19 protein-coding genes are annotated in these 20,277 nt (G+C 65.3%); 8 read left to right on the top strand and 11 right to left on the bottom strand.

The annotated features are described in order from the left end of the window. Positions 1–65 precede the first annotated feature (65 nt). On the top strand, positions 66–1,001 hold the full coding sequence (locus PGP17_RS10730; protein ID WP_270375306.1) for a hypothetical protein: 936 nt from the start codon (positions 66–68) through the stop codon (positions 999–1,001). A gap of 264 nt (positions 1,002–1,265) precedes the next feature. Here PGP17_RS10730 and hisS read toward each other — a convergent pair whose 3' ends face one another. Beyond that, positions 1,266–2,732 carry a histidine--tRNA ligase gene (gene hisS, locus PGP17_RS10725; protein ID WP_270375305.1) on the bottom strand — a complete coding sequence of 489 codons (1,467 nt, stop codon included), beginning with the start codon at positions 2,730–2,732 and terminating at the stop codon, positions 1,266–1,268. Between the two features lie 130 nt (positions 2,733–2,862). On the opposite strand from hisS, the gene PGP17_RS10720 reads away from it, so the two are divergent. Then, positions 2,863–3,321 (top strand): hypothetical protein, encoded by a 459-nt coding sequence (locus tag PGP17_RS10720; protein WP_270375304.1) that lies wholly within the window; start codon positions 2,863–2,865, stop codon positions 3,319–3,321. 10 nt (positions 3,322–3,331) lie between these two features. Here PGP17_RS10720 and PGP17_RS10715 read toward each other — a convergent pair whose 3' ends face one another. The 7 genes from PGP17_RS10715 to PGP17_RS10685 all read right to left on the bottom strand — a co-directional run bounded on the left by PGP17_RS10715 (position 3,332) and on the right by PGP17_RS10685 (position 11,029). Then, complete coding sequence (locus tag PGP17_RS10715; RefSeq protein WP_270375303.1) at positions 3,332–4,315, bottom strand: NAD-dependent epimerase/dehydratase family protein; 984 nt, start codon at positions 4,313–4,315, stop codon at positions 3,332–3,334. Positions 4,316–4,320: 5 nt separating this feature from the next. Beyond that, the gene (locus tag PGP17_RS10710; RefSeq protein ID WP_270375302.1) at positions 4,321–4,938 is read right to left on the bottom strand and encodes a thioredoxin family protein; all 618 of its coding nucleotides are present in this window, start codon (positions 4,936–4,938) and stop codon (positions 4,321–4,323) included. Next, complete coding sequence (locus tag PGP17_RS10705) at positions 4,935–7,085, bottom strand: protein-disulfide reductase DsbD family protein (protein WP_270375301.1); 2,151 nt, start codon at positions 7,083–7,085, stop codon at positions 4,935–4,937. The genes PGP17_RS10710 and PGP17_RS10705 overlap by 4 nt, the downstream gene beginning before the upstream one ends. Positions 7,086–7,208: 123 nt before the next feature. Then, on the bottom strand, positions 7,209–8,009 hold the full coding sequence (locus PGP17_RS10700; protein ID WP_270375300.1) for a SapC family protein: 801 nt from the start codon (positions 8,007–8,009) through the stop codon (positions 7,209–7,211). A 156-nt stretch (positions 8,010–8,165) separates the two neighbouring features. Next, a complete protein-coding gene (locus tag PGP17_RS10695; protein WP_135945802.1) occupies positions 8,166–8,804 on the bottom strand; it encodes an OmpW/AlkL family protein in 639 nt (212 codons plus the stop codon). Between the two features lie 114 nt (positions 8,805–8,918). Continuing rightward, on the bottom strand, positions 8,919–10,502 hold the full coding sequence (locus PGP17_RS10690; protein ID WP_270375299.1) for a TonB-dependent receptor domain-containing protein: 1,584 nt from the start codon (positions 10,500–10,502) through the stop codon (positions 8,919–8,921). Next, the gene (locus tag PGP17_RS10685; protein ID WP_270375298.1) at positions 10,499–11,029 is read right to left on the bottom strand and encodes a TonB-dependent receptor plug domain-containing protein; all 531 of its coding nucleotides are present in this window, start codon (positions 11,027–11,029) and stop codon (positions 10,499–10,501) included. The genes PGP17_RS10690 and PGP17_RS10685 overlap by 4 nt, the downstream gene beginning before the upstream one ends. A 154-nt stretch (positions 11,030–11,183) precedes the next feature. Between PGP17_RS10685 and PGP17_RS10680 the strand changes: the two genes are divergently transcribed. Both PGP17_RS10680 and PGP17_RS10675 read left to right on the top strand, forming a co-directional pair. Continuing rightward, positions 11,184–11,615: a transcriptional repressor gene (locus PGP17_RS10680; protein ID WP_135945804.1), complete on the top strand. Its 432-nt coding sequence runs from the start codon at positions 11,184–11,186 to the stop codon at positions 11,613–11,615. 30 nt (positions 11,616–11,645) lie between these two features. Further along, positions 11,646–12,569, top strand: a complete 924-nt coding sequence (locus PGP17_RS10675; protein WP_270375297.1) for a thioesterase family protein — start codon at positions 11,646–11,648, stop codon at positions 12,567–12,569. Here the strand turns inward: PGP17_RS10675 and PGP17_RS10670 are convergent. Next, positions 12,566–13,462: a tetratricopeptide repeat protein gene (locus PGP17_RS10670; RefSeq protein ID WP_270375296.1), complete on the bottom strand. Its 897-nt coding sequence runs from the start codon at positions 13,460–13,462 to the stop codon at positions 12,566–12,568. The genes PGP17_RS10675 and PGP17_RS10670 overlap by 4 nt on opposite strands. Positions 13,463–13,647: 185 nt before the next feature. On the opposite strand from PGP17_RS10670, the gene PGP17_RS10665 reads away from it, so the two are divergent. Beyond that, positions 13,648–14,823, top strand: a complete 1,176-nt coding sequence (locus PGP17_RS10665) for an FAD-dependent oxidoreductase (protein WP_270375295.1) — start codon at positions 13,648–13,650, stop codon at positions 14,821–14,823. On the opposite strand, the gene PGP17_RS10660 is transcribed toward PGP17_RS10665, so the two are convergent. Next, positions 14,820–15,731, bottom strand: coding sequence for a LysR family transcriptional regulator (locus PGP17_RS10660; protein ID WP_135945808.1), 912 nt, complete (start codon positions 15,729–15,731; stop codon positions 14,820–14,822). The genes PGP17_RS10665 and PGP17_RS10660 overlap by 4 nt on opposite strands. Positions 15,732–16,032: 301 nt before the next feature. On the opposite strand from PGP17_RS10660, the gene PGP17_RS10655 reads away from it, so the two are divergent. Then, positions 16,033–16,554 carry a fasciclin domain-containing protein gene (locus PGP17_RS10655; RefSeq protein ID WP_270375294.1) on the top strand — a complete coding sequence of 174 codons (522 nt, stop codon included), beginning with the start codon at positions 16,033–16,035 and terminating at the stop codon, positions 16,552–16,554. A gap of 132 nt (positions 16,555–16,686) precedes the next feature. Here the strand turns inward: PGP17_RS10655 and rimK are convergent, their stop codons facing one another. Continuing rightward, positions 16,687–18,132, bottom strand: a complete 1,446-nt coding sequence (gene rimK / locus PGP17_RS10650) for a 30S ribosomal protein S6--L-glutamate ligase (protein WP_270375293.1) — start codon at positions 18,130–18,132, stop codon at positions 16,687–16,689. 217 nt (positions 18,133–18,349) lie between these two features. On the opposite strand from rimK, the gene PGP17_RS10645 reads away from it, so the two are divergent. Both PGP17_RS10645 and PGP17_RS10640 read left to right on the top strand, forming a co-directional pair. Continuing rightward, positions 18,350–19,180 (top strand): pirin family protein, encoded by an 831-nt coding sequence (locus PGP17_RS10645; RefSeq protein WP_135945811.1) that lies wholly within the window; start codon positions 18,350–18,352, stop codon positions 19,178–19,180. A gap of 55 nt (positions 19,181–19,235) precedes the next feature. Beyond that, the gene (locus PGP17_RS10640; RefSeq protein WP_135945812.1) at positions 19,236–20,264 is read left to right on the top strand and encodes a glutathione S-transferase family protein; all 1,029 of its coding nucleotides are present in this window, start codon (positions 19,236–19,238) and stop codon (positions 20,262–20,264) included. Positions 20,265–20,277 lie beyond the last annotated feature (13 nt).

Raw genomic sequence — 20,277 nt, 5'->3', positions numbered from 1 at the left:
CCGTGACGCACGCGTGTAATCCCGGCAGCGGCATGGTGAGCACCATCACGGACGGGAGATATCTGATGAAAACCCTATTTCTGGCCGCGGCCGCCATGCCCGCACTCATGGCCTGCGCCAGCGCTTCGGCCGACGAGGCCCGCCAGGCCCAATCGGCCAATGTGCTGACGATCAACGGAAAACCCTATGTCGTCGAAAGCGGCGCCGATGTCGCCTCCCTGATCTCGGAGGTGACCCAGGAGCGCGGAGCGGGCGATTCTGAACTCGATTTCGACTTCGATATCGAGTTCGACAATGGCGACTGGACGCCGCGCGAGCGCGCCGAGTTCGAACGCGCCATGGAGGATTTGAGCGCCTCGATGGCCAGAATCGGCCAGGACATGATCATCGTTTCCGAGTTCGACGAAGAGCGCGTTCGCGTGCACGCCGCTCATATCGAGGAGATGGCCGAAGCCCATGCCGAGCGCATCGCGGCCCGCACCGAAGCCATTGCCGCCGAGGCGGAACGCATGGCCGAATATGCCGAGCTGCGTACCGGCGACATCATGGATGAGGCCCTCGCCGCCGGTCTGGTGGGGATGGAGGCCGGTCTGCTTTCGATGGACGCGGCGCTGGAGCGCGGCTGGGTGGAAGAGGACGGCGAACGCCGGACCCTGACACGCCGCGAACGCGAGGAGTTGCGCACGGCGCGCGCTGGCCTGGCCGAAGGTCTCGCCGAATTTCGCGCCGAGCACCGCGGGCGGCTCGCCGATCTGGACAGGCGCGCCAGCGAGATGCGTGCGCGAGAGGGTGAGGCGCGCAGTATTTTGATCAATGAGGGCTCAGGGCCTGAACGGCGCCATATCCGCGTCGAGGACGAGGATGGCCAACGCCGGGTCTGGGTCAATGGCCGGGAGCTGGAGGGCGACGCGCTCGAGGACTTTCTGGACGGATTCAGCTACACGCACCCGGCTCCCCCCGCTGCGCCGCGGCCCCCCGAACTGGCCAGCGGCCACCGATAACCGATCACGCGAAAAAAAGCCCGGCATCGAAAGATACCGGGCTTAAGCGTTCGGTTGGTCGATTAAGAGACGTCTCCTCCCCAGAAACGCCACTCAAGAGACAAGACGGTCAGGCCCTGTCGTGAAAACAACATGACCTAAATGTCATAAAGGCGTCAAGCCCTTCGAACTGTCCAAGATCAGAGACTTAAGACTAGCGGCCCGTTGCAGGCCATACCGCCCGGTCATGAAGACGGGTATCGCAGCGGTTCGGGCCGGGAACAGCTAGTCGCGCGACAGACGCGCCTTGATCTCCGACACGAGCGACTCGCGCGGGACCGTGAATTGCTGGCGCTGCTCGGCCCATTCCTCGCGGTCGGTGACTTGCGCCGCGATCTCCGCGCCCAGCGCCAGGTCCTTGACCGACACTGTCCCGGCTTCGCGCTCCTCGCTGCCGACAATGACCGCGAAGGCCGCGCCGCGCCGGTCGGCATATTTCAACTGCTTGCCCATATTGCCTCCGCCCACAAAGGCCTCGGCGCGCAGGCCCGCGGCGCGCAACTCTGCGGCCAGCGCGAAATACTCCGCCATCTGGTCCTTCTCGGCCGCGACCACGACGACCAGCGGATCCGGCCGGGCCGCATCCAGACGGTCCAGCGCAGACAGGGCCGCGGCGAAGCGCGAGACACCGAAGCTGAACCCGGTCGCCGGCACGGCCTGTCCGGTAAAGCGGGCAACCAGATCGTCATAGCGTCCGCCGCCGCCAATCGATCCGAATCGAATCGGACTGCCATCCTCATACTGGGCGGTCGCCAGTAGTTCGGCCTCGAAGACCGGCCCGGTATAATAGCCCAGGCCTCGAACAATGGATGGATCGAAGGCCGCCCGCGTCTCGTCGACGCCCAGAGAGCGCAGGATCGCGTCAATCTCGGTCAGAGCTTCCACGCCCTGCGCGCCCGCCGTGTCGCCCACGACCGCTTCTAGCCGGGCGATGACCTCGGCGCGCGAGCCGCCTCCGGCCTCGAGGAAATCGAGCACGCGGGTGCGCTGACTGGCATCGAGGCCCGCGCCCTTCGTGAAGTCGCCGCTTTCGTCCTTGCGTCCCTCGCCCAGCAACAGCTCGACGCCCTCGCGGCCCAAACGGTCCATCTTGTCGATGGCACGCAGCACACGCATGCGCGCCTCGCTGGCCGAGGCACCCAGGCTTTCCAGCACGCCGTCCAGAAGGCGGCGATCGTTGACCCGGATCACGTAGTCGCCCTGCCTCAGACCGGCCGCACCCATGACCTCGCTGGCCAGCGCGATGATCTCGGCGTCGGCGGCGGGGCCCGGCGCGCCCACGCTGTCCGCATCGCACTGGACGAATTGGCGGAACCGGCCCGGTCCGGGCTTCTCGTTGCGCCAGACTTCACCGAACTGGTAGCGGCGGAACGGCTTGGTCAGGTCCTGGAAGTTTTCGGCGGCGAAGCGGGCGAGCGGCGCGGTGAGGTCGTAACGCAGCGCCATCCACTGCTCGTCCTCGTCCTGCATGGCGAAGACACCCTCGTTGGGGCGTTCCTCGTCGGGCAGGAATTTGCCGAGCGCATCGGCATATTCGAAGGCCGGCGTTTCCAGCGGTTCGAAGCCCCATTTCTCGTAGACGCCAGAGGCGGCGCGTACCAGTGCGCGCTCGGCGCGCAGAACGTTCGCGGAGCGATCCTCAAACCCGCGCGGACGCCGGGCTTTCGGCTTGAAGGCTTTGGTCTTCGCCATCGTCTGTGTGTTCTCTTGGACAGGAAAGGGGCAGTCGCGCCGGACTTAAGCCGAGACGGGCACGCGATCAAGCGGCGCAGGTCTTGCGTGGCAGAGCCTTGATTGGCCTGAATCGATACGGGAGACAGACATGTTGCGCATATTGGTGACCGCCATCGTGCTCCTGCTTGGCACAGTAGCCAGCGCGGTCGCCCAGGATGCCGCCCGCGTGGCCGAATTGGCCGACACCCTGAAAGCCGAAGCGGAAGGCCGTGCACAGACGCTGGCCGAGGCGCCGGGCGCGCCGTCCGCCGCCATCGAGCCGTCCGACCCGTTCGCCACGGGGGTGCAGGACTTTGCCGGCGAGGCGATCCGGCTCTCGCGCCATATCGAGGCCGTCGGGGGACCGATCGACCTGAAATGCATCTTCAAAGGCATGAGCGAAGATGCGCTGTCGCGGCTGGACGCGCTCGCGGAGCCGGCGCGCAATGGCGAGCGTGCGCGTACCTATCACGAGTTCGCCGGCCTGTTCGAAGACGCGGCGATCATCGCGCGCGATAGCGAGACCCAGGCCGTGGCCAGCCTGCCCTGCCCTGTCGAGGCCGAGTAGGCAGACCGGGTCAGGCCACGGGGTAGAGGCCATCGGCGAAGGCGTCTCCGTGATAGCCCTTGACGCCGACCTCACGTGCCAGCGCGCTTCCGATCGGGTCCCCGGCATCGAGCTGGCGCAGGATGCGGGCGAAATCGTATTCCGGCTCCCAGCCGAGCTCGCGGCGCGCCCTCGCGTTGGAATAGACCCTGTCTATCGAATCGAACATCTCATATCCGCGCGACTCGTAGATTGCCTTGCCACTTGGGAAGCGGGACCAGACGGCCGGCGGCGCATCGTCGCGTAGCCCCGCCACGTCATCCCGGTCGAATGGCGGCGTGGCGCTGATGATGTATTTCGCGAAGCCGATCTCTCCGGCCCGCTCGAGCGCGCAGACATGCGCACTCGCCGCATCGGCGAGATCGACGCGGCGATAGAGGAACTCGTTGGCCTTGGCGTTCTCCGGCCGATAGCGCGCACGGACCTGCGGATTATCGTCCTCTTCGGGGAAAAAGCGCGAGGTGCGCAAGACCAGAACAGGCATCGCGGTCTGCCCGTGCGTCAGCTCGCACAGATCTTCCGCCGCCGTCTTGGTCGCGCCATAGATATTCTTGACGCGGCCGGAAACCTCTTCGTCGATCCATGCAGCCGGCGCGCCGGCCGGGGGCCGGAGCGCGCGGCCGAACGCGCTCGTCGTCGAGGTAAAGAGAAAAGCTCCGACCCCGGCTTCGACCGCCGCTTGCAGAAGGATCCGCGTGCCGGTGATGTTCGTGTCCACGAAATCGGCCCAGCTATGGGTGGCGACGTGCGGCTTGTGCAATGTGGCTGTATGAATAACCGCATCGGCACCTCGAATCGTCGACCGGACGAGGTCCATGTCACAGATCGAGCCGGTATGCCGTGTAAACGCGCCCGGTCTGGCATCGAGCCCGACGGGCTCATGACCGGCAAGAGGAAGCGTGCGCATCAGGGCTTCGCCCAGATGGCCGGAGCTTCCCGTGACGAGGACTTTCATCGCCCCTACCCAGGATATTTCACATTACAGCCATAGGCGACCGTCTGATCGGGATCGATCGGCTCGCCTGCCTCCATCGCGTCGAGCGCGGCGGTGACATAGTTGTGCGCGCCTTCCAGGCTGGACGAGCGCGCGCTCGGCTGATCGTCGATCGCGCCGGCATAGCGCAGCGTGCCCTCGGAATCGATAATGTACATGTGCGGGGTCGTGGCGGCCTCGTAGGCGCGTCCGATCGTGCCTTCCGGGTCGAGGACGACATGAGCCGGCGCAGCACCGCGCGACTGGTTCAGGGCGAGCGCTTCCTCGGCGGAAACATGGCCCTGCTTGCCCGGCGCGGACGAGATGATCTGGACCCAGGTGATCCCGTCGCTCGCGGCGCTCGCCTGCAATTGCTGCATGTTCTGGCCGTCATAGTGCTTTTGCACGTACGGGCAGCCATGATTGGTCCACTCAAGGATCACGGTCTCGCCGGAAAAATCTGACAGGGCGATGGCCTCGCCGGTGGCAGTGCTGGCTTCGAAGGCCGGCGCCGGTTCGCCCACGACCGGGTCGACATGCGCCATGCCGGCCAGAGCCAGCAGGCTGGTACCGGCTGCGAGCGTGGTCAGGAAACGCGTCATCATGAGGCATCACTCCCGTTTGCGGTGGCCGCGCGGATTGCACGCAGCACGGTGTCTTCGGTGAGAAGCGGGGGAAGCTTCTGCGGCTCTCCGCCCGATGTCGGGTAGACAAGATACATCGGAACGCCCGCCGATCCATGGGTTTCCAGTGCGGCGGCAATCACGGGATCGCGATTGGTGAAGTCAGCGCGCAGCAATGCCATGCCTGCGGTATCGAATGCTTCGCGCACGTCGCGGTCGGACAGCGTGCCCAGCTTGTTGACCTGACAGGTCACGCACCAGGCGGCGGTGAAATCGACAAAGACCGGGCGCCCTTCACTCTGGAGTTGGGCCACGCGCTCGGGACTCCACACTTCGAAATCGGTCTGCGAGGAGGCCTGCGCGCCCGGCTCGAGGCGCGCGGTCATGACCAGCGCGCCGGCAACCAGGGCGACACCCAGGACGCCGCTGACCCGGCCGAGACTGCCCCCGGCCTGCCAGGCCCAGATCGCGAACCCCGTGGCCAGAAGGGCGACAAGCATCCACACCATGCCGGTCGCGCCGGTCTGCAGGGTGAGCACCCAGATCAGCCATATGGCGACCGCAAACATCGGGAAGGCCAGCACCTGCTTGAACCGCACCATCCAGGGCCCCGGCCTCGGCAGGCGCGCCAGCAGGCCCGGGCTGAAGCTCACAGCAACGAAAGGCAGCGCCAGTCCGATGCCGAGACAGGCGAAGACGACCAATGCAATCGCCGGCGGCTGGGCGATGGCGAAGGCCAGCGCGCCGGCCATGAAGGGTGCCAGGCAAGGCGCCGCGACGAAGACGGCCAGTACGCCTGTGAGGAAGGAGCCTGCCCGCGTATTGGGATTCACCTCGCCGCCGACACCTTGCAACGAGGTTCCGACCTCGAAGGCCCCCAGGAAATTCAAACCGATGAGGAACATCAGCAGGACCAGACCGGCCACCACGCCCGGGACCTGAAGCTGAAAGCCCCACAGATCGGGCATGCCGGCGGCGCGGGCGACGACCAGAGCAGCCCCCAAAGCCAAGAAAGTCGAGATCACGCCGGCGCCGAAGATCAGGCCGAGCATGCGGGCCTGCGCGGGATCGCTATCGCGTTTCTGAACCAGGTGAAGCGCCTTCATCGACAGGATCGGGAAGACGCACGGCATCAGGTTCAAGATTAGACCGCCGAGGAGTGCGAAGAGTACGGCCTGCCAGAGGCTTATGCCCGGGGGCGCCGTCGGGCCTGTGCGGCCGGTCTCGCTACCCGCCGCCGCGCCCAACTCCACCACCTGCAAACCGGGTTCAGGCGCAATCGTGTAGGCCCGCGACTGCCACCGCCCGTTATCGCGAAACTCGGCGGTCAGCACGCCGGGATGCACCTCGTCGACCGGATCGCCGGCCAGGAAGCCGGGCGCCAGACGCAGGGCCAGGCCGGAGGGGGCAAAGACGGCTTCCTGATCCGCGCTATGTTCGATCAGCCCGCCCTGATGGGGAAAGAAATAGACGTTGCGGACACCGCTTTCCCCCGCGGCAAACGGGCCGCCGGCAACGCTCAGCTGGAGACGGTCGCCCGCGCGCACCAGCCCGGCGGACACGTCCTGCGGGGCCGCGACGGGCGCACGCTCCAGCGCCGTGTCGATCAGACGGGCGCCGGCGCGGTCGGAAACGCTATCGCCCACAGTCAGTGTGAGCGCCAGCTCGGCGTCCTCGGGGATGCAGATTTCCTCGCAGACCAGCCAGGTGGCTTCGGCTTCGATCGTCACGGAACCGGGTGTGGCGCTTTCCGGCACGGTGACAGCAACGGGAAAGCTCACCTCATCCGCATAACCGTAATTGGTCAGCGGCCCCAGCGCGTAGGTGGCCGGCGCCGGCCAGATCAGCTCACCGGCCTGCCAGCCCTCGGGCAGCGTCAGGTAAAGCCGCGTCGGCTCTCCGCTATCGCCGGGATTTTGCCAGTAGGTGTGCCATCCCGGCGTGATGTCCTGATGCAGCGCGATATGGAAGGTCTCGCCCGGCGCGACGGTCTCGCGCTCGCTGACCAGGCTCGCATCGACCATCGGGTCGGCGTTGTCCCATTGTGCCTGGGCAAGACCGGCCAGAGCCAGCGCGCACGCAATCGGGGCCAGCACATACCGGCGGAACAGATCAGGGCGTGCGGTCACATAAGTCTCCGTTCGGACAAGCGGCTTTAGGCCGGATATATCGCGCGGCGGTCCGGGGTGAAACCGTCCTGACGCGCATGTGATCGCAGGCTGTTTTTGCAATTCTCGACTGGCGGACCCCGATCAGGCCTGCGCGGCCTGGCCCGTATCCTGGGCTGCGGCGCGCTGGATGAGCGGGTCCCAGTTCAGCTGGGAGAGCATCGCGGCGTACATGCCGCCCAGATAGCCGTTATTACGCAGACCCGCGAAGGTCTCGGTATCGAGCTCCATGAGCTTGCCGCCATCAATGCCGAAATAGGTGGCGACGACTTGCGGCTCGCCGACCGGCTCGCCCTTCTCGTTGCGCGGCTGGAACTTGGATTCCTGCTGGGTCAGCAGGCCGAGTTCTTCGCACCGTGCGGTGAACTCCTGGGTCTGGCGCACATCCGCCTCGAAACGGCGCACATAGTCGATCGCGCGCTGCGTGAAATCGGTCAGTTCGCCCTTGTCGTCGAAGAAGTGCACGTCCGGCTTGTCCGAATACAGGTCAGAGCCCTCATCGACGCACACCGTGAAGCGATCCTTCTCCTGACCGTGCGAGGCGGAGACGAACGGATAGCGGCGCACGAACGCGGGCAGATAGGTGAATTGCTCGAACCGGCCGGTTTGCGGGTCCACGAACAGGTTCTGCCCCTTGCGCAGACCCATCGCGGCCACGGCGGTCTTGTTCTCGCCGAGGAACAGGATCGGGAAGCGGCTCGCCACGGATCCGAACTCGCCGAAGGTCACCGGTACGAAATGGGTATCCTTGAGGAAGTCGAACTGGCGATCGGAGAATTTCAGCCCCTTGCCCTTGTGACGATCCTTATTGAGCGGGACCGGGTTGTTGTAGAGCGGAAGGTTGCCCGAAACGGCAGCATTTGCGGAAGGTGTAGCGTCGGCCATGGTCTATCCCCAGATTGTCACTTTGCGCGTTTGGTAGCGGAGCGGGCCTGAAAGGGCAACACGGCCCCTCACCGCCCCGGTGCAGTTAGGACAATGCAAACCGGGGGCCGCTTTCGCAGCCCCCGGCCAGTGGGATGATCTGTGAGAGGATCGAGCCTAGTAGCGGTAACCGAAGCCCAGTCCGAAAATCCACGGGTTGATGTCGACATCGGCCTCCACGAGACCCAGTCCGCCGGCATCGATCGTGACGTCGGTATTGATCCAGACTTTCTTCAGGTCGGCATTGAGGAACCAGCGCTCGTTGAGCCGGTAATCGACACCGGCCTGGAGCGCGCCGCCGAAGCTTTCCTCGTAGTCGATGCTGGTCAGCGGACTTCCGCCGGGAAGGTCTTCATCGAAGAAGATCGTGTAGTTCACGCCGGCCCCGACATACGGGCTGATCTGACCGTCGGGATTGAAGTGGTATTGAAGCGTCAGCGTCGGCGGCAGCAGAGTCACATCGCCGAGATCCACATCGCCAAGGGCCGTGCCAGTCGCGGTCACATCATGCGGCGTCACGCCCAGGATGAGCTCGGCCGCGATATGGTCGGTGAAGAAATAGCTGATATCCAGCTCGGGCATCACAGACGTGTCGATATCGACACCCCCGCCGATCGGCGTGATATCCGCGCCTTCATCGGGAACGACATTGATCGCGCGCAGACGGAAGAGCCAGTCGCCCTGCTCGGCATGGGCGGGCGCGGCTGCAAGCGCGAAGATGCCGGCAGCCAGCGTAACTTTGAGAAGCGTTTTCATGGGATTACCCCTTTCCCTTACATTCGGTAGGGCTTTCTGCTCCCGTTCCGGCCGCTTGGGGAGAGGTCATCCTGCCGCGGGGCGCCCTGCCGCGCGGCAGGGCGCCGCAGGCGGCTAGAACCGGACGCTGACCGCGGCGCGGTACGAGCGCCCCGGGAGCGGAACCTGATCCTTCAGGAAGGAGGTGTGCAGGCGGGCTTCCTCGTCGGTGATGTTGCGCACGCCCACGATGAAGGCCACGTCATGCTCGTCGAACGGCGTGATGCGGGCATCCGCGTTGAACAGGGCGAAGCCCTCGGTCGATGTTTCGAAGCTCGCGACCTCGTCTTGCTCGGCCACGAAGCGGCCTTCGGCGCGCAGGGATACCAGGCGGTGATCGGCGATCAGCGCCAGCGTGCCTGACAGGGGCGGAATGCGCGGCAGATCGCCGCCATTGTCGAGCTCGCCACGGACATAGTCGGCCGTCGCTTCCGCGCTGAGGTCGAACATCGCGACCCGGCCCAGCTCGGTTTCAAACTTGGCTTCGAACCCATAGAGCGCCGCGTCTTCCTGCCGGTATTCGAACACGTCCAGACCGTCTTCTTCTTCGCCTGTCGGGAAAAGACCGATAAAGCCATCATAATCGGCGTAGAAGGCCGTGGCTTCGGCGCTGAAGCGGCCAGCCTCACGGCGCAGCGTGGCCTCGCCGGACCAGGCCGTCTCGGTACCCAGATCCAGATTGCCAACCTCGAAGGCCCGGGTGGCAACGTGTGCCCCGTTAGAGAAGACTTCCGCGTCGGTCGGCGCACGTTCGGTGTGCGACAGCGTGATGCCGGTGAACCACCCGTCGGCCGGTCGCGCGAAAAGTGAAACTGACCCGGACACCGTGTCGAAATCGCGCTCGGCCCGCAGTCCATCGAGATTGCGGGTGTCGTAACGCAGCCCGCCTTCGATACCCCAGCGATCGAAATCCCAGCGCTCCGCGACGAAGAGACCCCAGTCCTGCGTGACGACCGGCTCCAGGTACGCCTCCGCCCCGGCTGAGTTGAATTCCTGCGTCAGCATCTGGGCGCCGATGGCGCCTTGGCGCGGCCCGCCGTGCTGGTGGCGAACTTCCAGGCGTCCCTCGACGCCCTCCTTGTCGAAGACCGTACCGATTTCATCGCCTTCGAATTCGGTATGCACGTAGTCGGCGTGGGCGAAGGACCAGCGGATCCGGTTGAAGAAGCCTTCGCGTTCGAACGCGCCGCGAAGATCGACCCGCTTCTGGTCGAGTTCCAGGCGCACGTCTTCCTCGCCGTGCGCATGGCCTTCTTCCTCCTCGTGGTCTTCGTGCTCGTCGTGATCCTCGTCCTCGTGGTCTTCCTCATGGGCATGGCTGTGACCGGGCAGGCCGTAGCTGGCGTCGGTCTGCTTGTAGCCAAGGCCGACAAAGCCCCAGTCGCCCACGATGGAGGCGCCCACGGAGCCGGTCTCGAAGGTGTAGCCGGAGTTCTCGACCTCGCCATAGGCGAGTTCCTCTTCGTCTCCGTGCTCTTCGTGCTCGTCGTGATCCTCGTCCTCATGCTCGTCGCCATGCTCGAGTTCTCGCAGCGCGGCGGATTCGGCATAGCCCGGGATCTCGAAATTATCGGCCTCGCGGCGCTGGTATTCTCCCTGCAGCACCAGCGCGCCGAGATTGCCCAGTACGCGGCCGGCCACCTGCGTGCCGTCATTCACGCTGGTCGTGCCCCATAGACGAAACCATCGAGGCCGTCTTCGGGGAGCGCGGTCGGAATGCGGCCGTCCATGACGTTCACCACACCGCCGATCGCACCACCGCCATAGGCGATCGCGGCCGGACCACGCAGCACCTCGACCTGCTCCGCGCCGATGACCTCGGCGGTCACCGCATGGTCGGGGCTGGAAGATGAGGCATCGAGCCCGCCAAGCCCGTTGATCAGAACACGCACCCGGTCCGCGCCAAGGCCGCGCACGATCGGACGCCCGGAAGCAGGGCCGAAATAGGTCGAGGTCACGCCGGGCAGATTCTCCAGCGTATCGGCCAGGTTGCCGTTCAGATTGCGAACGAGCTCGTCGCTTCCGACAACATCGACGGAGCCGACGACTTCGTCTGCTCGCGTTTCCAAAGGTGCGGATGTCACGCGGATCACGTCTTCAGGCTCGGACTGGGCCTGCGCGCCAGCGCCGGTCAGGGCGATGACACTGACAGCAAACATGAGGGAGGATGGGTTGAAGCGGCGCATGACAGGTCTCCGAGCGTCTCTGACGATTTAGTAATGTTATAATGTTGCATTCGCTAAAAGCACGCCTACCCCAAGGGTTCGGCGATGGCAAGCCACTTTCCTGCAGGCTGCGGGCTCGCGCTGGCGCGCAGAACACATTAACTTTCGACTCGTGATGACCCAGAATCTGACCATAAACAGCGCCCTGACCCAGGCGGAGAAGGTGTGCACGCGCCGCGGCCTGTCGCTGACGCCGATGCGGCGCCGCGTGCTCGAATTGCTTCTGACGGCCGGCGCGCCAGTCAAGGCATATGATCTTTTATCGAGCCTGAAACCGGGCGGCGGCGCGCAGCCGCCCACCGTGTACCGTGCGCTGGATTTCCTGACCGCGGCGGGCCTGGCCCACAAGGTCGAGGCGCTGAATGCCTACATGGCGTGCGTGCGCGGGGATGAGTGCGGCGGAGCCGAGCTCTATATCTGCGAAGGGTGCGGCGCGGTCACGGAGCGACACACCTCGCCGGTTCCGACCGAAACCCCCTCGGGTTTCCAGGTCGATCGATCGGTGATCGAGCATTACGGCCGCTGTGCGCAGTGCGCGCAGTCCTGAGATCGGATCCATGCCTGGGGGGCGACCAGCATGCATGAATTATGGCGCGGCAACGCGAATGCGTGGGAATGCGACGAGCTCGGTCACCTCAATGTGCGCCACTATATCGCCAAGGCGATGCAGGGAATCGGTACGCTGTCCGACCTGATCGGCATGCGCCGCGCCTTTGGCGGCGACGCGAGCGCGACACTGATCGCGCGCACGATGCACATCCGCTTTTTCGCCGAATCCCGCCCAGGCGCGCCGCTCCATATCCAGGGCGGTGTTCTCGACGTCCGTCCCGACGGGCTGGATGCGGTACTGATGATGTATCATTCGGCCACGGCCCGGCTGGCGGCGAGCTTTGTCATCTCTCTCGATCATGCGGCGCCGAGAAGCGGTCAGCCCTTCACCTGGCCCGATCGCATGCAGAGCCGTCTTGACCAGCTGCTCGTGCGCTTGCCCGACGAGGCGGGGCCGCGCGGCATCGAACCGGCCGAGCCCGCGAGCGATCTCAGCCTCCAGCGCGCCGACGCGCTCGATCTGGCCTGGGCGGGGCGGGGCCGCTTCCTGCCGGAGGATGCGGACATGTTCGGCTGGATGCGGGCCGAGTGCGCCATAGGAAAGGTCTCCGACAGCGTCATACACTTCAAGGAAGGCTTCCCCGAACAATGGGCGAGCCATGCCGGGAACGGTCCGGCGCGCCGCGCGAGCGCCCTTCTCGAAGTGCGCATCGCGATTCGCAACTATGCGCGGCCCGGCGACGGCTTTGTCATCCGCTCGGGTCTGACCGGGGTCGGGGAGAAAGTCCGGAACCTCGTCCACTGGGTGCTCGACCCGGTTACCGGGCGGCCCTGGTGGAGCGTGGAAGGCGTGGCCTGCATCATGGATCTGGATGCCCGCAAACTCGTCCCCACCGAGGCGGATACGCTCGCAAGCTTGCGCGCTCAGGTCCGCGAGGAGCTGAAACTCTAGCCCTCTTCCAGACCGCGGGCGGCGCTGCGTGCCTGTAAGGCCTCGCTGTCGGTGCGCGCATTGTCGGCGGCATCCAGGAAAAGCTGGCGCGCGACCTCGTTCGAACCGTTCGAACGCCGGATTTGGCCCAGCCCCATCGCCGCGGAGAAATGTCCCGGTTCGAAGGCCAGTACCCGCTCGTACAGGCCGACCGCCTGAGCGGTGAGCCCGGCTTCGGCCAGACAATCGGCGTGGCTCGCCAGCGCATCGAGATCCCACGGGCTTTCGGCCACCGCCGCTTCGGTCTCGCCGCAGATCACCGTGTCTGTCTGGCCAGATTGCGTCAGATCGGCCGGTCCAGGCCGCGCCTGGTCAGCCTCGCCAGAATTGCTCTCGCGTGGAGCGGGAACCGCCGCGGAAGGGTTCGCCGGCACTGAGTCCGGCTCGTCAGACGATTCCGGCTGCGGCTCTGCCTGTGCCGGCTCTGCCGGACGCGGCTGAGCCGAACGGCGCGTGACAACCGGGCCAGGCACCGGGTCACCCTGGTACAGAATCGCAATGCCGCCCTGGCGGATATCGGCCTGGACCGTCTCGAACATGCCGGACAGAATAATCTCGACGCTATCCTCTCCGGTCGGGTTCAGCTCGATCACTGAAATCGCGCTCGGGACCGCAATTTCGATGCGGCGATCCGCGCTGGATACCCCGGTCACGAGCAGCCTTTGCGTATTCAGAGAGCTGTCCATCTCCAGCCCGCCCGGCTGAGTGTCGAACGCCAGCCAGAGTGTCCCCTGCCCGTCCTGCTGGCGCACACGCGCATCGATCAGCTCGGCAGATGCCGGCGCGGCTGCACACACGGAACCGGCGGCGGCCAGGAGACTGGCGAAAACAATGGACGAGGCAGATCGGTTCATTGGCGGGCTCATCCTTCAACGGTCAGGCCACAGAACTAGCGCGAACACGGTAAACGCCATCATAGCCAAGCTGCCCGCCTCGCCTACCCCGTGCCCGGGCCGAATATTGCGCGCTCTCCACCTATTGGAGCCCGCCTCGCAACCGCTTAATCAGGTAGCGAGCCGGGCTGACGGGGGAAGCGGCGATGCACATTGCGATTATCGGAAGCGGGGTCGCCGGACTGGCCAGCGCAACCCAACTGGCGCGCACCGGACATCGCGTGACCGTCTTCGAGCGATTTGAGTCTCCGCGCCCGCTCGGCGCGGGGCTGCTGCTCCAGCCCTCCGGACTGGGTGCGCTGGAGACGCTCGGGCTTCGGCAGGAGGCAGAACGGCGTGGCGCGCGCATCTCACGCCTGATCGGCCGGACTCCGAAGGGGCGCACGGTGCTCGATCTTCGCTATTGTGATGGCCGCCCGGGCGATACCGGCTACGGCATTCACCGTGCCAGCCTGTTCGACATGCTCTACCAGGCCGCGCGCGAGGCCGGAGTGACCTGGCGATCAGGCCGCGAAGTCACGGGATTCGACGGGTGTGACCGCCCCCGGCCTATTATCGACGGACAGCCCGAAGACGCGTTCGACCTCGCGCTCGTGTGCGACGGCTCGGCGTCCGGCCTGCGCGACCAGGTTTGTCCGCAGGCGAGCGCGCCAGTCTATCCCTGGGGCGCGCTGTGGCGGATCGCCCCGGAGCCGGATGGACGGCGCGAAGGCGAGCTGGAACAAGTCTATGAAGGATGCCGCATCATGGTGGGCCTGTTGCCGGTCGGGGACAATCCTGCCGATCCGTCAGGCAGACCCGGAGTGAGCTTCTTCTGGTCAATCCGGCATAGCGAACTGGACGCCTGGCGCGCGCAGGGTCTCGCGCCCTTTCGCGAGGAACTCGCACGCATCTGGCCGAAAGCCGCCCGTGTCGACGGCGACGTCGCTGAGCCCGGCGAGTATGCCCATGCAGTGTACCGCGATGTACGCTGTCCGCGCTGGCGGCGTGGTCACGTCCTGCTGATGGGCGATGCCGCGCACGGCATGAGCCCGCAACTGGGTCAGGGGGCGAATCTGGCCCTGTGCGACGCGGTGGAGCTGGCCCTCAGCCTGCGCGATCATGCTCCGCTTACGCACGCCATTCGCCACTGGGAGGCGCGCCGCAGACGGGCGGCACGCTATTACACCTGGATGAGCTGGGCGCTGACGCCGGTCTTCCAGTCCTCGTCAAGGCTTCTGGGCCGGGCGCGCGACCTGGCCCTGGGGCTGGGCTGCCGGATGCCGGTCGTTCGCGGCTGGATGGCGTGGACGCTGACCGGGCGGGGACGCACACCGTTCTAGCGCTTCGCCCCGCCCTGCTCGAACCCGTCCTTGAACCAGTCGACGAGAAAATCGACGAAAAGCCGTACGCGGTGGGCCAGATACCGATTGGACGGAAAGACCGCCCACAGGTCGCGGTGATCGGGCTCCCACCCGTCCAGCAGCGGCACGACCTTGCCCTCGGCCAGCGCCTGCTCGGCTGCCCAGGCCGGTGAGCAGGCAATGCCTGCTCCGGCCGCTGCGGCGCAGACCGCAGCCCTCGCCCCGTTCAGGGTGAGGCGTCCATTCACCCGCGCCTCGACGATTTCGTTACCGCGCGTGTAGCGCCACTGGTTGGGCGCGGGCTTGTTGCGGTCGATGATGCACAGATGGCGCGACAGATCGTCGGGGTGCACCGGGGCACCGTGCTCGCCGAGATAGTCCGGACTGGCGATCGTGGTCATGCAGGCGCCCGCGAGGCGTTTGGCAATCAGCGAGGAGTCGGTGAGATGACCGATGCGCACACCCAGATCATAGCCCTCGTCAACCAGATCGACCATGCGATCGGCAAGCTCCAGCCGGATTTCCACTTCAGGCCATTTCGCCATGAAGGCCGTGACCGGTTCGATCAGGCGCGCCGCGCCGAAATCGACCGGTGCCGAGACACGCAGCAAGCCGGCAGCCTTGCCGGTCTCGGTCACCAGCCCGTTCTCGATCGCTTCGTATTCGATCAGCCAGGGACGAACCCGGTCGAGCAGGGCCTGGCCGGCATCGGTCAGGCGAACCGAACGCGTCGTGCGTTCAAGCAGACGGGCCTGCAAGCGCTCTTCCAGAGCCGAGATCTGCTTGGAGGCCGCGCCCGGGGTCATTCCCATGCGGTCGGCGGCTTTGGTGAAGCTCTCCAGCTCCGCCACGACAGAAAACAGCCTCAGGGAGTCAATTCGGTCCATGTCGTTTCCGATGCGGAAATAATGAGCAGGCTCTCTCTTAGATTAGCCCGGCATCGCAGTCATCCATCTTTGTGCGATCCAGGCGTGTGGAACACAGCGTAGACAGGCCTGTACGGGCCGTGGTCGGCATCTGCGCCCCGATAAAAGTTAAATTTTTCTGCTTCTAAATTATTATCTTGCGATCCAGTTGCGGGGCTGAGCCGTAGGAGTGTGTGTTCCGCACGATGCGGAGCAGCCGGCCCGATATGATTTCGTGTCGGCCTCCCCACCAAGACGAACCCCTCCAAGGAGGAGATTTACAATGCGTCTTACCGCCCTTCTTTCGACCGCCGCCCTCGCCGCCACTGCCGCGGCCACGCCGGCTCTCGCCGATCATCACGGCTCGTCCGATCATGACGCCATGCAGGCCGACATTGTCGACACCGCGATCAGCGCCGACGATTTCAACACGCTGGTCGCTGCGGTTCAGGCCGCCGACCTGGTCGACGCCCTAAAGGCTGACGGCCCGTTCACCGTGTTTGCACCGACCGACGCGGCGTTTGCTGCGCTGCCGGCCGGCACCGTCGACACGCTTCTCGAACCCGAGAACAAGGACCAGCTGACCTCGGTTCTGACCTATCACGTGGTCCCGGGTGAATACATGGCGGCCGATACCGCGGCCGGAACGTATGAGCTGGACACCCTGCAGGGCGACAGCGTCACGGTCGTCGTCTCCGACGACGGTTCGGTCACGGTTGACGGCGCCAATGTCGTGTCCGCCGATGTGGACGCCTCCAACGGCGTGATCCACGTGATCGACGCCGTGATCATGCCGGGCGAATAAATCGCCCGCTCAGCCTGACGCGCGGCCGGCCGGTTCATCGTCCCCTCGATCGGCCGGCGCGCAAAAGAGCCCGCGATCCGCATGGATCGCGGGCTCTTCTATGCGTTCGACAGACTTCGGTTCCGGGCAAAATCACACCCCCTGGTCAGGAGTGCCACCGCCAGCGCCGCTTGCCGCCGATGCCGAGGGTTTGGCGCGCGTGCGCCGGCGCGGCACGCTGACCGCGCGCACATGGGACTCGATATGGTCGAGCAGGATGCCGGCAATATCCTTGCCCGAGCTTTTCTCGATACCCTCCAGACCCGGCGAGGAGTTGACCTCCAGCACTTTGGGTCCGGTCTCCGAGCGCAGCAGATCGACCCCGCACACGGCCAGTCCCATGGACTTGGCGGCCCGTATGGCGGTCCGGCGCTCTTCCTTGGTGATGCGCACGCGGGTGGCTTCCCCGCCGCGATGAAGGTTGGAGCGGAACTCGCCGGGCTGCGCCTTGCGCTTCATCGAGGCGATCACCCGGCCGCCGACGACCAGCGTGCGGATGTCCTCGCCGGCCGCTTCCTTGACGAATTCCTGCACGATGAAGTTCGCGTCGAGTCCCCGGAACGCATCGATCACGCTTTCGGCCGCCTTTGTGGTTTCCGCCAGCACCACGCCCTTGCCCTGGGTACTTTCCAGCAGCTTGACCACAAGCGGCGCCCCGCCGACATGGCTGACAAGGTTCTTGGTATCCTTGGGCGAGTGGGCAAAGGCCGTCGTCGGCATGCCGATCCCGGCGCGGGCCAGGATCTGGTGGGCGTAAAGCTTGTCCCGGCTGGCCCCGATGGCTTCGGCGTTGTTGAGGATATAGGCGCCGGTCATCTCGAACTGGCGCAGCACCGCCATGCCGTAATTGGTCATCGACGCGCCGATGCGCGGAATGATGGCATCATAGCGCGGTAGCTTGCGGCCATCGTAATACACCGCCGGGGAGAGCGCATTGATCGCGATGGTGCAGCGGGCCGTGTTGATCATCTCGGCGACGTGTCCGCGGGCCTCGGCGACCTCCTTGAGGCGCTGGGAGGAATAATTCTTCGGCTCGCGCGTCAGGATTGCGATGCGCAACGGGCGCTTGACCGGCTTGCGGCGCGGAAAATCCTTGTACAGCTCGAAGCTGAGCGCATTCTGCGCGCACGAAGTGGTCGGACTGACCACCATATCGTCCAGAATGGCGGCCCGGCCGAGCAGCATGCGGTACTGCATCGTCTCGCGATTGGTCAGCGTGACCTCGATCGGCCATTCGCGCTCGCCTATCCTGACGCGCGCCTCGATGACCCAGCGCAATTCTGTTTCGCCGTTCGAACTGGTGACCTCGCGCCGGTCGACCACGGGCGCCGCGCACGTTACCTCGACCTCGGGATCCTCGGGAACGGGGTGCATGACGAAGCGGACCTGCAGATTGTCATCGGGTCCGAACGGCTCGATCGACACCGCATGCAGCGCCGACGTGCGCGCCCCGGTATCCACCTTGGCCTTGATGGCCGGAAGACCGAGCCCGGGAAAGGCGGCCCACTCCTCCCATCCCAAAACGAAAGGATCACTCATATCGCGTGTCAGGTCCTGTTCTGCTGACGGGAATGCCGGCGGCCTTCGCTTAGCCCGGCGCCTATGGCGGCGTCTACCGGCCTGTACCGGACGAAACGCTCCCGCCGTTCGAGCGTTTCCATTCAGGAAACAGAGCTCGTCCACGCCGGGGCTCGATACCCGCGCCAGCCTGCCCCATCTCATAGGAAACGCAATACCGGCCAGGGAGACCCGATCAATGGCAATCCGGACTTTGAAGCAAATCACCAGAGGCATGCCGGCGTCCGACGGCGCGGGCGTGAAGCTGACGCGCATGCTCGGCACGCCCTCGCTGCGCACGTTGGACCCGTTCTTGATGCTGGATCATTTTCATTCGGACAATCCGGGCGACTATCTCGCCGGATTCCCGTCCCACCCGCACCGCGGGTTCGAAACCGTGACCTACATGATCGCGGGCAAGATGCGCCATAAGGACAACAAGGGTCATGAGGGCGTGATCGAGCCGGGCGGCGTGCAGTGGATGACCGCAGCAGGCGGGATCATCCATTCCGAAATGCCCGAGCAGGAAGACGGGCTGATGAGCGGCTTCCAGCTCTGGATCAACCTGCCCAAGGCCGAAAAAATGAAACCGGCCGGCTATCAGGAATTCGACGAGGCCGGGATTCCCGCCGATGAGCGCGACGGCGTCGTCGCCAAGATCGTCACCGGCAAGACCTCGACCGGTGTCGAAGGTCCGGTCGGCGGCGTGACGGTCGAGCCCTTCTATGCCGAATTGCGCATGGAAGCGGGCGCCGTGTTCGAGGAGCCGATCGGCGATGAGAAGACGACGTTCGCGGCCGTCCATACCGGCTCGATCAGCGTGGAGGGGCAGACACTGGACACGTCCGAGCTCGGCGTCTTCGGCCCCGGCAAGACGGTCCGGTTCACGGCAGGCCCCAAGGGCGCACGCGTCATGCTGGCCGCCGGCAAACCCATCGGGGAACCGATCGTGTGGGCCGGCCCGTTCGTCATGACCACCGAGGGCGAAGTGCGCCAGGCCATGGCCGATTTCCAGAACGGCCGCTTCTAGCCGGGTCTCCTCCGGCACTGCCCCGCGCGACAAACCGACACTGAAAGGACGACTCATGGGCCTCCTGATCGACGGCGAATGGCACGACAAATGGTATGACACCGAGTCTACCGGCGGAAAGTTCAAACGCTCCCAGAGCAAGTTTCGGAACTGGGTTACCGCCGATGGCGAGCCCGGCCCGTCCGGCGAAGGCGGCTTCAAGGCAGAGCCCGGACGCTACCATCTGTATGTCTCGCTGGCCTGTCCGTGGGCTCACCGCACGCTGATCTTCCGCCGTCTGAAGGGGCTGGAAGACATGATCTCGCTGTCGGTCGTCCACTGGCTGATGAAGGATCAGGGCTGGACCTTCAAGGACGGGCCGGGCGTAATCCCCGATCCCATCCACGACGCCGACTATCTGCGCGAGGTCTATCTGGCCGCGGAGCCGGAGATGACCGGACGGGTCACCGTGCCTGTCCTGTGGGACAAGAAGCGGGAAACGATCGTCTCGAACGAAAGCGCGGAAATCATCCGCATGTTCAACTCCGCGTTCGACGAGGTCGGGGCCGCGAAGGGCGACTACTATCCGGAATCGCTTCGCGCCGAGATCGACCAGGTCAATTCGCGTGTCTATGACGACATCAATAACGGCGTCTACAAGGCGGGCTTCGCGACCGGCCAGGACGCGTATGAAGAGGCCGTGACGACCCTGTTCGACGCGCTCGACTGGCTCGAAGACCGGCTGTCGGACGGGCGTCCCTACCTGATGGGCGAAGCGCTGACCGAGGCCGACTGGCGTCTCTACACGACGCTGGTGCGTTTCGATCCGGTCTATCACGGCCACTTCAAGTGCAATCTGAAGCGCCTGACCGAATACGAGAACCTGGCGGCCTACGGGCGGCGGCTGCACGGCCATGACGATATCGGCGAACTCTTCAATCTCGAGCACGCCAAGCGTCACTATTACGAAAGTCACGACATGGTGAACCCGACCGGAGTCGTACCGCTCGGTCCGCGCAACCATATTGCCGATGGACAAGAGAGTTCAGGCCCGCATGTCCGCGAAGCCGGGCCGCGCAAGATGCGGCCGGGAAGTGCAATCTAGAGGAACCGGGGCG

The organism is Marinicauda sp. Alg238-R41 (assembly GCF_947331485.1).
Lineage (GTDB): Bacteria > Pseudomonadota > Alphaproteobacteria > Caulobacterales > Maricaulaceae > Marinicauda > Marinicauda pacifica.
This window is presented reverse-complemented; position numbering and strand designations above follow the sequence as displayed.